Source organism: Chryseobacterium lathyri, assembly GCF_019970085.1.
GTDB lineage: Bacteria > Bacteroidota > Bacteroidia > Flavobacteriales > Weeksellaceae > Chryseobacterium > Chryseobacterium lathyri.
In genome coordinates this window covers 279780-294319 of the sequence record NZ_JAHXYG010000004.1, presented here as the reverse complement: position 1 = coordinate 294319, position 14540 = coordinate 279780, and the positions used below count along the sequence as shown (strand labels likewise).

Below are 14540 nucleotides of genomic sequence, written 5' to 3'. Positions count from 1 at the left end.
TTACTATAAAAACATCTGAATAATAGCAGCTGAAAGAATAGTTTTTTTACTTTTGCATCCTTAACAGAATAAACTCAAACGCAGATGAAAAAAACTGGAAATATTCTTGTTTTTATTTTTTCGATCTATGTATGCCTGATGTCCTACTATTTGTATACCCATCAGTATTATAATGCAGATTTAGAAGCCTACATGGGCCTTATTTACAAAACCGAACATTCTGATCTTAAAATAGAAGATATTCATAAAAAAGTTTATACAGAATTAAAAAATATAAATCCTAAACTTTCTGAAATTTCCAAAGCTGAAGAAATTGCAATAGGGGGAAACACTTATTATTATACGCTGTCAAAAAATCCTAAAGCCTATGAAGAAGAACTTCAGCTGTTCTCTGTGAAACCATTTTATAATTTTGTGAACCTGATGTTTTATAAATTAGGTTTTAATGTTTTAACCTCAATATCTTTAACCTCAATATTTTCTTATGTTTTTATCATTACTTTAATATTTGGGTTCCTGATCAGGATTTTAAAGAATTACCCTTTAGCATTCATTATAACGGTCATTATTTCATTATTCAAACCTCTTTTGGAGGCAAGCCGGTATGCTTCGGCAGACAGTTTAGCCTGTTTAATGCTTCTGTTAAGTTTTTATACCTTTATAATTAAGAAAAATCATCTTGCAGCAACGGTTTTTGCGATGCTCTGTGTTTTAACAAGACCGGAATATTTTATTTTATATTCACTTCTTTATATTTTGATTTATTTTTATAAAAACACCCTTCAGATTAAAACAACGCAAGTATTTTTATCTTACGGCTATATCTTTCTTTCGTTTTTTCTGATCCAGTATTTCAATCAGATTTCATGGTCTGTTTTATTTATGAATCAGTTTACAAAAGTTCAGATTTATCCAATATCGAATCCTGATCCGTTCTATTTTCCGGATTATGTGAATTTTATAAAAAAAACAATGATGCTGGACTTTAACGGATCATATTTCCCGCTGCTTTTATTGTTTATCGTTATTATTCTGGCCAATAAATTTTCTTTGAACAGCAAAAAAAGCTGGGCTCAATGCTTATTTTTCGGAGCTGTTTATGCAGCAGTTTTTGTAAGATATCTGGTTTTTCCAAGCCTGGCCAACAGAATGATGATAGGTTTTTATCTGATCATTGTTCTGTCTCTCATCTATATTCAGAATTCTAAGACTGATATATTTAAAAACTCTTTAGAAGCCGGAAAATAATTAGTAATTTTGCGGTCTAAAATTATGACTAATTTTTCAGGATATCTACCGTATGCTTTTGCATTAATTATCGCAATTCCTTTTTTGGTTTTGCTGAGACAATTCGTACACTCGTACATTACCCTTAAAAATCAGGAGATCAAGCTTCTTTCCGTGAAATCAAACGCTGAAAACAAAGCACATTCCTATGAAAGAATGACCCTCTTTTTAGAAAGAATAAAACCGTCGAATATCATCCAGAAATTTGATAAAGGTCTGGCAGTACACGAGTTTATTTTCCTTACAGAAAAAACCATTAATGAGGAGTTTGAGTACAATTCTTCACAACAGCTGTATATTACAAAAGGCTCATGGAAGAATATTGTAGACTCAAAAAATGCTTTGATCGATTTACTTCATAAAACATATGATGGTCTGAATGGAAATGCAGATCTTGAAGAGTTCAAAACCATTTTCATTATGAACTATATGGAAGGCGATGACTATATTGCTGCTACCATAGAAGACCTTAGAAGAGAAATTTTAATTATAACTTAAAAATAACAAATAAATAATGATTCCAAATTTTAAAGCACATCCATGGCATGGGGTTTCTGCAGGAGAAGATGCGCCAAATGTTGTAAACGTATTCGTGGAAATCGTTCCTTCAGATACTATTAAATATGAAGTAGATAAAGAAACAGGATTTTTGAAGGTTGACAGACCTCAGAAATTTTCCAATATTATTCCCGCTTTATACGGATTTGTTCCAAGAACATACTGCCATAATGAAGTCATGAAATTAGCTGTAGAAGCTGGCGCTGATGATGTGACGGAAGGTGATCATGATCCGCTTGATATCTGTGTGTTAAGCTCTCACAATATTCATTCAGGAGGGTTATTAATGGAAGCTATTCCAATCGGTGGATTCAAAATGATCGATGGAGGAGAAGCAGATGACAAAATTGTTGCTGTAATGATTGGTGACCACGCTTTTGGACATTTCAGAGATATTTCTGAACTTCCGGAAGCTGAAGTGAAAAGATTAATGCACTACTTTTTAACGTATAAAAATTTACCGGATGAGCCTGCAAAATGTAGAATTCATGAGGTATATGGAGCTGAGCATGCTAAAAAAGTGATCAAAGCTTCTCAAAAAGATTACGCAGAAAAATTCGGAGGCTAAAAAATAGCATTTCCAACTCATAATAAAGGCAGATGAATTTCATCTGCCTTTATTTGTTTAATAAGCATCTTTTTTGATAGAGGATAAAAACTTAAATATATTAATGCTTTCCCGGAATAGCTCCTTTTTATGCTGTTTCAAATTTTCAGAAAATATATTATAGAATCAGACTTAATAAAACCATAGAATTTTTGTTATATTTATAAAACTAATTACTATTTATTAATATTAAAATAATAAACTATGGATTTGTTCTATTTAATTCCGGTTTTCGGCGTTGTCGCCTTATTGTATACTTTCCTGCAGAGTAACTGGGTAAGTAAGCAGAATGCCGGGAATGAAAAAATGAAAATAATCAGCGGACATATTGCTGACGGTGCAATGGCTTTTCTAAAGGCCGAGTACAAGATTTTAACCTATTTCGTAGTGGTGGTTGCGATATTACTCGCTGTGATGGGATCCAGTAATTCCAATTCCCACTGGAGTATTGGGGTTGCTTTTGCCGTGGGAGCTGTATTTTCTGCATTGGCAGGGTTTATCGGAATGAAAATCGCAACAAAAGCCAATGTAAGAACAGCAGAAGCCGCAAGAACATCACTTTCCAAAGCTCTGAAAGTTTCTTTTACCGGAGGTTCCGTTATGGGAATGGGAGTGGCCGGATTGGCAGTTCTAGGTTTAGGTGCTCTTTTTCTGATCATTAAACAGATTTTCGCTCCTGATGCAACAGTAGATTCCCATGAAATGGAAAGGACCATTGAAATTCTTACAGGATTTTCTCTTGGGGCAGAATCCATTGCTCTTTTTGCAAGAGTAGGTGGTGGTATCTATACAAAAGCTGCAGATGTTGGAGCTGACCTTGTCGGAAAAGTGGAAGCGGGAATTCCTGAGGATGATCCAAGGAATCCAGCCACTATTGCAGATAACGTAGGTGATAATGTAGGAGATGTAGCTGGGATGGGAGCCGACCTCTTCGGATCTTATGTTGCAACAGTATTAGCGACAATGGTTTTGGGTAGAGAAACAATGTCTGATGATGCCTTCGGTGGTTTTGCACCTATCCTTCTTCCAATGCTTATTGCCGGGACAGGAATCATTTTCTCCATGATAGGAACTTTATTTGTAAGAATCAATGATAATGAAGGCTCATCTACTTCCAGCGTACAGAATGCTCTGAATTTGGGTAACTGGGGAAGTATTGTCATTACAGCGATCTCTTCTTATTTTCTGGTCACTTACCTTCTTCCCGAGAAAATGACGCTCAGAGGACACGAGTTCACTAAAATGGGTGTTTTCGGTGCTATAATGGTAGGTCTGGTAGTAGGTACTTTAATGAGCATCATTACGGAATTTTATACAGCTATGGGCAAAAGGCCTGTTTCAAGTATTGTAAGACAATCCTCTACAGGTCATGCAACAAATATTATCGGTGGTTTGGCAGTAGGGATGGAATCAACATTACTTCCTATCCTTGTATTGGCAGGAGGAATTTACGGTTCTTATTTATGTGCAGGACTTTACGGTGTGGCAATTGCAGCAGCCGGAATGATGGCCACTACTGCCATGCAGCTCGCCATTGATGCTTTTGGACCGATTGCTGATAATGCCGGAGGAATTGCTGAAATGAGTGAACTTCCAAAAGAAGTCCGTGAAAGGACAGACATCCTGGATGCTGTAGGAAATACCACAGCAGCTACAGGAAAGGGATTTGCAATTGCTTCCGCTGCATTAACGGCGCTGGCTTTATTTGCTGCCTTTGTAGGAATTGCCGGAATCGATGGAATTGATATCTACAGAGCAGATGTTCTGGCAGGTTTATTTGTAGGAGGAATGATACCGTTTATATTCTCTTCACTTGCCATTACTGCAGTAGGACAAGCTGCGATGGCCATGGTAGAAGAAGTAAGAAGACAGTTTCGTGAAATTCCGGGGATTCTGGAAGGAAAAGCACAGCCCGAATATGAAAAATGTGTAGCCATATCAACAGATGCATCCATCAGAAAAATGATGCTTCCAGGGGCTATTGCCATTATTTCACCTTTGCTGATCGGATTTATATTCGGACCTGAAGTTTTAGGAGGATTTTTAGCCGGAGCTACCGTGAGCGGTGTTCTGATGGGGATGTTCCAGAATAATGCAGGTGGTGCCTGGGATAATGCTAAAAAATCATTTGAAAAAGGCGTTGATATCAATGGTCAGACCTATTATAAAGGTTCAGAACCTCATAAGGCTTCCGTAACCGGAGATACTGTGGGAGATCCTTTTAAAGATACTTCAGGACCATCAATGAACATCCTGATCAAATTAATGTCCATTGTTTCATTAGTTATTGCACCAACATTGGCAGTACTGCATAAAGATAAAATTGAAGCCAACAGGAAAGCGAAACTGGAAAGCCTGACAAGAGCTTATAATGCGACTTCAACTGCAACCCATACAGATCTTCAAACCGTTCCCGCTTCTCCAAAAGAAATCAAAGGACATCTTAATGAAAACGGGGATTTTGTTTATGAGACAGGAAACATTCAGGAAATAAAATTGAAAGGCGGAAAAACAATCGCTTTAGGAGAAGGAAGCAGACTGTTCCAGCTATACAATTCGGTAAATCAAAAAGATCAGACTGTCATAGATCCTAATAACTGGTATACTCTGGAAAACCTTTATTTCGAAACCGGTTCCAGTGATCTGAAAGCCGGATCAGATGCTCAGCTTAATAACCTTGCTGAAATCTTAAATGCCTATCCTGACGTGAAAATTAAATTGGGAGGGTATACAGATAATACCGGCAATGAAGAAAGCAATCAGAAATTATCGAATCTGAGAGCTCAGACTGCAAAACTGAAGCTTTTGGAACTGGGAATTTCATCAGACAGGGTAGAGGCAGAAGGCTATGGCTCTCAGCATCCGGTTTGCGAAGCGAATGACACGGATGAATGTAAAGCAAAAAACAGAAGAATTGATGTAAGAGTTCTCGCTCTTTAAATCAAATAACAAATATTTAAAGCACCGTCTTAGGCGGTGCTTTTTCATTGATATGAAGATTTTTAATTAATAATCTTCTTTATGCATAAACTATGATTCTTTGTAATGACAGGTTTCAAATATTAAAGGTTTTTCTGCAGGTGTTCCAAAGCCTGGATGATTAATTCATCCTTTTTAGCAAAACTGAACCGCACATAATCGGAGTTCTGCCGCGAATTATAGAAAGCAGAAAGTGGAAGACATGCTGTTCCTTTCTCTACCGTCAACCATTTTGAAAATTCTACATCTGTCATAGTTTTAGAAACATTCCTGAAATTAACGATCTGAAAGACGCTTCCTTCAGCCTTTTTGATAGCTTCCAAAGGTGTAAATGCAATCATTTCATTAAAAATATCTCTTTTTCGCTGCATTATATTTTTGTTTTCACTGGAATCGAATACTTCCAGATATTTAGCAAGAGCATATTGGGCTGGAGCATTCGCACTATAGGAAATATATTGCTGATGGCATCTGAATTTTGAGGTAAGATATTCTGAGGCAATTAAATAACTCACCTTCCAACCGGAAGTATGAAACATTTTTCCAAAAGAGAAGATACAGAAGGTCCTGTTTCTCAGCTCAGGATGAAGAAAAGAACTGTAATGTTCAAGTCCGTCGTAGCAATAGGTATCGTAAATTTCTTCCGAAATAAGGTAAATTTCCTGATGCCTTATCAGTTCATAAAGCTGGTTCCAGTCATTTTGCTTCCAGATTGTTCCCGTAGGATTTTGTGGCGAATTAACAATAACGGCTCTTGTTTTTCCGGAAATGCATTTTTGAAAATTTTCCCAGTTTATGGTAAAATCATTATCAAGGTCATAATAAACAGGAATACCACCATTTTGAACAACTGAAGGTGCATAAGTATAATAGGAAGGCTGAATAATGATAACTTCATCTCCTTGATTTAGAATAGATTTAAGGGCTGTATTTAAAGCAAAAGTTGTACAGGGAACAACAGTTACCTCATTTTCTTTAAGTCTGATGCTGTTTTTACGTGCTGTGTTATAAGTAATGATATTGTTAATGAGCATCGGATTTCCTGCAAGTGGCTCATACTGATGTTTATTACAATCTACAGCCTCCTTTAAAAATGATTTTAATCGCTCATCAATATCAAAGTCGGGAAGTCCTAAAGACAGATCAAAACTATTATGTTTTGTAGCCAGCTCAGACATTTCCGTGAAAAAGGAATAGTGTGTAAATCCGTAAATTTTTTCCATCTATATTGCATTTATATCAAATATAAGAAAAATAGGCATCCGTTGAAGGTTAAATAAAATTTGTTATTTTTAAGCAAATTATTATTGTATGAAAAAAATACTTATCCCGTTGTTAGGGCTGGCTGTTATGGTGAGCTGCGGAACGGCGAAAACTTCTGAAGGTGCTTCGGCCCAATCTACTCAATCCGTGTCTGTAGCAAAAGGGGATAAAGCCTTTCTTGCTGCATATAAGACCATTAAATCTGATGAACTAAAGAAAAACTTATATGTGATCGCTTCCGATGAAATGGCAGGAAGAGATACCGGAAGTCCTGGACAGAAAAAAGCGGGTGAGTATATGATCAATTATTATAAGAGCCTAGGAATTACTCCGCCAAAGGCATTAGGCTCTTACTATCAAAAGGTTCCAGCAGAATTTATGAAGAAAAGAGGAGGCGGAAACCTTCCGGATTCTGAAAACATCCTTGCTTTCATTGAAGGAAGTGAGAAACCTGACGAAATAATAGTGATTTCTGCACATTACGACCATGTCGGAACCAAAAACGGAGTTGTTTACAACGGAGCTGATGATGACGGAAGCGGAACTGTAGCCGTTATGCAGATCGCGAAAGCATTCCAGGAAGCTAAAAAGGCTGGAAACGGGCCAAAAAGATCAATTCTATTCCTTCATGTAACAGGAGAAGAGCATGGCCTGTTCGGATCTGAGTACTATACCAGCAATCCCGTATTCCCGCTTGCCAATACTGTAGCTGACCTCAATATTGATATGATTGGACGTGATGATGCCGCAAACCGAGGAAAACAATATGTATATGTGATAGGTTCTGAAATGCTGAGCTCCCAGCTCAAGGTCATCAATGAAGCTGCCAACAAAAAGACGAATAATCTGGAATTAAACTATAAATACGATGATCCTGCGGATCCGGAACAGCTATATTACCGTTCAGACCATTATAATTTCGCTAAAAACAATGTTCCGGTAGCCTTTTTCTTTGACGGTATTCATGAAGATTATCATAAACCAACCGATGATCCTGAGAAAATTGATTATCCATTGCTGGAAAAAAGAGCCCAGCTGGTTTTTGCCACTGCCTGGGAAATTGCCAACAGAGCAGAAAGAATTGTAGTAGATAAAAAATAAAATATTTTATTGAATCATCACAAAACACAAAATAAAAATTGCTTTAATTAATAATGTTTAAAGTTTAATAAACCAATGGTTTGTGTTTTTTAGTAAGGTACATTTTATCGGAGATTCCTAATAAAGCATCAGGCACATAAAATTGTGCCTTTGCATTGACCAACTTCAATTTTATAAAAATAGCTAACCAACATAAGAATAACCAAATGAAAACAGCAATTCGCGAAGCCAGGACTGAAGACATTCCACAGATCCAGATCGTCCGGAACTCAGTAAAAGAGAATATGCTTTCTGATCCCGCCTTGGTAACTGACGCAGACTGTGAAGAATTTCTGTTTGAAAGAGGAAAAGGCTGGGTAGGTGAGATAGAATCCCGGATTATTGGTTTTTCTATTGTAGATCTGAAGGAAAATAATATCTGGGCACTTTTTATACATCCTGATTTTGAGAATCTCGGAATTGGAAGGAAGCTTCATGATGTTATGCTTGACTGGTATTTTGAACAAACCAAAGAAGATGTATGGCTGGGAACTGCACCGGGAACAAGAGCGGAAGCATTTTACAGGAAGTCCGGATGGCAGGAGAGAGGTATGCATGGAAAAGGAGAAATCAAATTTGAAATGACTTATAATAACTGGAAAAACAGAAAACAATGAGACAGCATGTAAAATCCATCAGGCCATTTATCGGGGCTGAAAATTTTGAAATAAGCAGAAGCTTCTACAGAGATCTTGGATTTGAGGAAATAATTCTTGAACCTAAATTATCTTTGTTTAAAAGGCAGGAAACCGGATTCTATCTTCAGGATTACTATGCTAAAGACTGGATAGACAATACCATGGTCTTTATGGAAGTCGAGAATACGGATGAATTCTGGAAGGAACTTCAGACTTTGCGTCTTACTGAGAAATATGAAAAAGTAAAGCTTACCCCCGTAAGAACAATGGACTGGGGAAAAGAATGCTTTGTACATGATCCGTCCGGGGTTTTGTGGCACTTCGGTGAATTTTTTTAATGACAGAAAGGAATATGATTTACGCTTTTGATACTTATTATTATGATGACCATGCAAACACTGTGTGTATCGCATTTGAAGACTGGACCTCAGAAAATGAGTCTGATATTTATACTGAAAAAACAGAAGTCCCTTCCGGATATGAAAGTGGTGCTTTCTACAAGCGGGAACTGCCCTGCATTTTGAGCCTATTAAAGGAAATATCCTTAAAAGAAGGAGACATTATTATCGTAGATGGCTATGTTACCCTTGATAATGATGGTAAAATAGGTCTTGGAGGATATCTCTATGAAGCCTTAGACCGAAAATATGCAATCATTGGAATTGCAAAAAACGAGTTTGCTTCTCCGGATTCCCAAAGAAGAAGTGTTTTAAGAGGAGAAAGCAAAACTCCGTTATTTCTTACCGCAAAAGGTGCAGATGTAGATGAACTACTGCCTAAAGTAGAGCAGATGTCCGGAGCTTACCGGATACCAGCACTGTTGAAAAAGCTCGATCAGCTTTCCAGAGCTTAATTTCATATGAAAAATTATTTATATATCTTGATAGCATCATTTATATTTTTATTAATATATTTTCTGTTACAACGTGATTTTTTTTTCTGGCTCACACCCTTATTTTTTATTGCTTTATGTTATAATTTTTATCTTATTCTAAAATTCTCAAAAAACAAAGCTTTTTATTTTTTGGTTAATTTTATCTTACTTTTAGCAGATGTTTATTTTGCTGTGATAACTTTTTTACTGCGTATTGACTGGTAATTTTATCTGAGAATTATTAAATTATCTACCTTATTTTTTTAATTATTCTTTTAAAAGTGATAAATATCATTTGATTCTTATTTTTATTAATTCTAAATAAATATAAATTTGTCTCAACAAAATAAAAGAATAAATGAAGAAATTATCTACTTTTTCTGCTGTGGTATTCTATATGATGATGAATGCACAATACTGTACTCCTGCATTTCAATATGGTACAGATAGCAATATGATCACCAATGTAAGTTTTGGAAATATCAATAATACCTCAACTTCACAATCAGGGAATGCGCAGCCTTATGAGGATTTTACCTCACTGTCTGTAGATCTTCAGGCCGGAAACAGTTATCAGATTTCTATAAAAGGGCCCTCCGGTACTTTTCCAAGTGACGTTGTGGTTTTTATTGATTTTAACAAGAACGGTAATTTTGATGATGCGGGAGAAAATTTTTATATAGGCAGACTGGCAGCAGCGAATCCTTTTAATGCCTTTACTATTAACGGTACCATTACAGTTCCTGCGAATGCAGCATCCGGTGCCACAAGAATGAGAGTACTGAAAAATACCAATACAGCTGCTTATTCTGATCCCAACGCACCGAATTCGATCACTACAGCTTGTGATACCAGCTTAAGAGCGGGACAAACCGAAGATTACACTGTAAATATTGCAGGAAATAATATGGTTTTCCCATGGCCCTACTGCGGAGCTGAAAATGTCACAACCCTGACTGTTAGTGAAATTACAAAGATAGAATTTACAGGAATTTCTAACGAAAGTCATATAGACGGAACTTCAGACGCAGTTGAGAACTTTACATCTACAGTTTTCAGTGTGAACAGAGGTAATTCTTATCCAATAACCGTCACTGGAGGAACTCAGGGACAGACAACCGTCTCAGTGTATGCCTATATCGATCTTAATCACAATAATACTTTTGATCCGAACGAAGCGTTTAATTTAGGCTATCTGGATAATTCTGATCCTATTCCCGGCAGACAGTCTGGAGTAACGTCTGGAACAATCAGCATTCCTGCTGATGCAATGCTGGGATCAACCCGGTTCAGAATTGTTAAAGCTTATGAATCTAATTCATGGATGGGAACCTTGGAAAATCTGCCATGTCCAGCAGGGTGGTTCATTGGACAGGTTGAAGATTATACTTTAAATGTGCTGGCATCCAATCTGGCTACATCGGAGGTAACAAAAAAATCATCTGCAAAAATATACCCAAATCCTACATCAGGTTCCGTAACGGTACAAACAGAAGGCGGACTTGAAAAATATGAAGTTTATAGCGTATCTGGACAGAAGCTTTTAGAAGGAATATCCGGTGTTGTTAATATGAATGGCTTTACTCCCGGGACTTATCTGATCAGGATCTACACTAAAGATAAAAAAAGCATCATCAAAAAGATCATTAAAAAATAAGAACACTTTATCTAATCATATCCATATCAATTTTTGTTTTTTTTAACCGGCAGATTCTATCTGTCGGTTTTCTTTTTAGTCAGGTATAACTGAATATTGTGTTGAAAGGTTTTACAATGATTTTGATTCCAGTATTTCTAATAAATCATGCTTCGACAGCTTCTGAATGCCTGTTCCGTCAGTCTGAAGCAGATTTTGGGCCAGCTCATTTTTCTTTTTCTGAAGACTTAAAATCTTCTCTTCCACAGTATTTGAACAGATCAGCCGGACTGCAATCACATTCTTAGTCTGACCGATTCTATAACTACGGTCGATCGCCTGGTTTTCCGCTGCAGGATTCCACCACGGATCTACGAGGTAAATATAATCTGCCTGAGTAAGATTAAGTCCTACGCCGCCCGCTTTTAAACTGATCAGGAATACCCGGATCTCTTCATTCTCCTGGAAATTATTAACGGTCTTGCCTCTGTTTTTGGTTTGTCCCGTAAGATATTCAAAAGGAATCTTTTTACGTTCAAGTTCAGCTTTAAGCAAGTCCAGCATCTCTACAAATTGTGAGAATACAAGGATTTTATGATCTTTCGACTTACTTTGGATCTGTTCCATCAGTATTTCTATTTTCACAGCATGATCGCCTGAATATCCTTCTTTTAATAGTACAGGAGAATTACAGATCTGTCTGAGCCTGGTAAGCCCGGTAAGAACATGCATGCTGTTTTTATTCAGATCATCGTCATCATTGGCGGCAATAAATTCACGGAGTTCCTTTTCATAAGCATCATAGATTTTACGCTGTTCAGTATCCATTTCGCAGTAGATTACCATTTCCGTCTTTTCAGGAAGCTCTTTGGCAACCTGCTTTTTTATCCTGCGGAGAATAAAAGGCTTGATTTTCTGTTGAAGCTCCTGGGCACGCTTACCATATTCAAATTTATCAATGGGAACGGCATAAATGTCTTTAAAATACTGCTTGCTCCCCAAAAGTCCCGGACATGCAAAAGAAAGCTGACTGTAAAGATCGAAAGTGTTGTTTTCAATAGGAGTTCCTGTAAGAACAAACCTGTTTCTTGAATTCAACAAGCGGGCTGCTTTATATCTTTCTGAATTAGGATTTTTAATTGTCTGTGATTCATCAAGGAAAACACAGTTAAAACGGAAGTCTTTCAGAAAACGGATATCCGAAAGTAACATTCCATAGCTGGTAAGTACTACCTCATATTCAGAAAAATGTTCTGCAGTTTTCAATCTTTCGGCTCCATAATGAGTCATTACACTTATTGAAGGAGCGAACCTGTTAATCTCTTCCTGCCAGTTGAAGAGCAAGGAAGTGGGAACCACGACAAGATGGGTAACATGGCCTCGTTTTTTACGTTGAGAAAGAATAAACGCGATCACCTGAAGTGTTTTTCCAAGACCCATATCATCCGCCAGACATCCCCCGAAATTAAAGCTGTCCAAAAAGCTCAGCCAGTTCAGTCCGTCATGCTGATAATCCCTCAAAACAGCTTTCAATTCTGAAGGAATATCGATTTGGGGAATATCTTTAACGGATGAGAACTGAAGTGAATAAGAAGAAAGCTCTTCCTGTACCTCGCTGCTCAAAATATCCTTTTCAAACAGTGAAGACACTTCCGTAAAATTGATCTTTGGAATTTTAAGTTCCTCAGCATCAATTTCCCCGATCCGGAAAAATTCATTCATCCTGTTGATCCATTCTTCCGGGAGAACTCCGAGCGTCCCGTCGTCCAGCTGTACAAATTTACTTCTGTTGCGTATAGCGCGATGAAGCTGTTTCAGTGTGGCATCCTTCTGTCCGAAGCTTACCTTTAATTTAGCATTGAACCAATCCAGCCCACTGGTGATCTGAATATTGACTTTTGCTTTGTAAGAATTGAGTTTAGTATTTTTAAGCTCATTGAATCCAAGAATGACAACACCTTCACGTCTCCATACTTCAAAAGCACCAAGAAACCAGTCCTGATCCAGGAACTTATCTTTATGCAGATAAAAATAATCATAGCCGTCCATCTGTGCTTCGAAGTCGGGGTGCTGCTTCATAATGAGATAGGTAAAACGGGCTTCTTCTGCGTCATTTCTGTCAATTTTAAATACATTTCCATTCTGATCCGTTCCGAAAAGCTGTTTCTTGGAATAGACGGCAACTTCTGCCTGTCCATATTTCATGACCGGAGTCAAAGCAATGTAATTTCCTTGCTGGCGAAGATAAATGACCCATTCGTTACTGTGGTTTTCTTCTTCAAGCTGTACTGGTGTTGCAGGCTGTATATAACTATAATTGATATGAATACGTTCTTCCAGTGAAGAAAGAATATTTTTCATGAATCCTTCATATTTCGAGGAATGAACAAGCAGGATCTCATTATTGGTTTTAAAAAATTTAATTACCCTCAGCATATCCGGATCATCTACAAAACTGAAAGTATTCCGGCTATAGACAAAATATTCATTCCTGATCATTATATTTTTAAAAGGAATGGATACATCATTGAATTCTAACGCTCCGGTTACCTCATAAAAAGGTTCCTTTTTGAATACGCTAAGCTGTATTTCTGCCTGTAAAACCTCAAGATGTACAGGGACAAGAGATTTTGATGAAACGGTCTCGGACAGCTCACGGTCATGATAATAAGTTTCCAGCCCAAGCGGATTCTGTACGATCAGTTTTAGAGCTTCCAGCTCTGCAGTATTGTAATCCTCATTATAATTATTCTGAAACGCTGAAACAGCAGTGTAGAATTTAATATGCTGTGGCTCTTCAGCTTTCCAGATAAGCTGCATGGCATCAACAGGATGGACAGGATTTTTGAGTTTTCCTTCCTGGGTAGTTTCAGCTTCCATGAGTGAAAAATTCAGGTGGCTGTAATAACGGTGCCTTCCGATGACCAGTATTTTTCTCTTCCCACTGTCCTGTAATGCTAATTGATTGATTACTGAAGAACGTTGAGGAAGAAGCTGCTGTTTAAAAATATCCTCATCTATAGGTAACATTTCCCTGATCTTAGGCTGTACTTCGATTTTGTCATTAACATATTCAAGCTCAAAATAGATATCAAGTTCCGGTTCATTTTCTAAGCCGTAACTTTTAGCTTTAGCAATAAACAGTTTCTTACGAAGAAAAGGATCAAAAAAAGTCCTGAATTTTTTCTCCTCTATGATACAGTGGATGATTTCTGCCTGATGCTCACAAAGTTTGTCTTTAGGGGTATGGCAGGTACATGTGCTTATTATAGAGCTGCCAATCTGGCTGACGGAAACCTCCGGGAAATCTTTTAACGGGGATCTTTTAGTAAAAACGCCTATATTATTTTCGATGGCAGTAGGATAGATATTATGAAAATCTTTGATCTCCAGGAATGCGCTGCCTGAAGTATGTTTCAGGAGATCATAAACGGAAAGTATATTGATGCTTGTATTTTCAAGAATATAGGCTGCCATAAGCATGCGAATTTACAAAAAATGAAAACAACAATCTAAGGGATTGAGAATGAAGTGAAAATCTAATGATAGAAAGCGATC

General features: G+C 37.2%; 11 protein-coding genes. 9 read left to right on the top strand and 2 right to left on the bottom strand.

Annotated elements, in window-relative coordinates; genetic code table 11:
- Positions 1 to 84: 84 nt before the first annotated feature.
- The 4 genes from LC418_RS14430 to LC418_RS14415 all read left to right on the top strand — a co-directional run bounded on the left by LC418_RS14430 (position 85) and on the right by LC418_RS14415 (position 5392).
- Positions 85 to 1248, top strand: coding sequence for a hypothetical protein (locus LC418_RS14430; RefSeq protein ID WP_223559644.1), 1164 nt, complete (start codon positions 85 to 87; stop codon positions 1246 to 1248).
- A 24-nt stretch (positions 1249 to 1272) separates the two neighbouring features.
- Complete coding sequence (locus LC418_RS14425; RefSeq protein ID WP_223559643.1) at positions 1273 to 1785, top strand: DUF7935 family protein; 513 nt, start codon at positions 1273 to 1275, stop codon at positions 1783 to 1785.
- Positions 1786 to 1801: 16 nt separating this feature from the next.
- Entirely contained in the window at positions 1802 to 2413 is a 612-nt protein-coding gene (locus tag LC418_RS14420) for an inorganic pyrophosphatase (RefSeq protein ID WP_111953138.1), read from the top strand.
- 243 nt (positions 2414 to 2656) lie between these two features.
- Entirely contained in the window at positions 2657 to 5392 is a 2736-nt protein-coding gene (locus LC418_RS14415; protein ID WP_223559642.1) for a sodium-translocating pyrophosphatase, read from the top strand.
- Between the two features lie 122 nt (positions 5393 to 5514).
- Here the strand turns inward: LC418_RS14415 and LC418_RS14410 are convergent, their stop codons facing one another.
- On the bottom strand, positions 5515 to 6654 hold the full coding sequence (locus LC418_RS14410) for an aminotransferase class I/II-fold pyridoxal phosphate-dependent enzyme (RefSeq protein ID WP_223559641.1): 1140 nt from the start codon (positions 6652 to 6654) through the stop codon (positions 5515 to 5517).
- Positions 6655 to 6742: 88 nt separating this feature from the next.
- On the opposite strand from LC418_RS14410, the gene LC418_RS14405 reads away from it, so the two are divergent.
- The 5 genes from LC418_RS14405 (at position 6743) to LC418_RS14385 (ending at position 11003) form a co-directional block, all read left to right on the top strand.
- A complete protein-coding gene (locus LC418_RS14405) occupies positions 6743 to 7795 on the top strand; it encodes a M28 family metallopeptidase (RefSeq protein ID WP_111953144.1) in 1053 nt (350 codons plus the stop codon).
- A 206-nt stretch (positions 7796 to 8001) separates the two neighbouring features.
- Positions 8002 to 8451 (top strand): GNAT family N-acetyltransferase, encoded by a 450-nt coding sequence (locus tag LC418_RS14400; protein ID WP_223559640.1) that lies wholly within the window; start codon positions 8002 to 8004, stop codon positions 8449 to 8451.
- Entirely contained in the window at positions 8448 to 8810 is a 363-nt protein-coding gene (locus LC418_RS14395) for a VOC family protein (RefSeq protein ID WP_223559639.1), read from the top strand. The genes LC418_RS14400 and LC418_RS14395 overlap by 4 nt, the downstream gene beginning before the upstream one ends.
- On the top strand, positions 8810 to 9325 hold the full coding sequence (locus tag LC418_RS14390; RefSeq protein WP_338075546.1) for an endonuclease V: 516 nt from the start codon (positions 8810 to 8812) through the stop codon (positions 9323 to 9325). Before LC418_RS14395 ends, LC418_RS14390 begins: the two co-directional genes overlap by 1 nt.
- A gap of 379 nt (positions 9326 to 9704) precedes the next feature.
- Positions 9705 to 11003: a GEVED domain-containing protein gene (locus LC418_RS14385; RefSeq protein WP_223559638.1), complete on the top strand. Its 1299-nt coding sequence runs from the start codon at positions 9705 to 9707 to the stop codon at positions 11001 to 11003.
- Between the two features lie 111 nt (positions 11004 to 11114).
- Here the strand turns inward: LC418_RS14385 and LC418_RS14380 are convergent, their stop codons facing one another.
- Positions 11115 to 14459 (bottom strand): DEAD/DEAH box helicase, encoded by a 3345-nt coding sequence (locus LC418_RS14380; protein ID WP_223559637.1) that lies wholly within the window; start codon positions 14457 to 14459, stop codon positions 11115 to 11117.
- Positions 14460 to 14540: the final 81 nt, after the last annotated feature.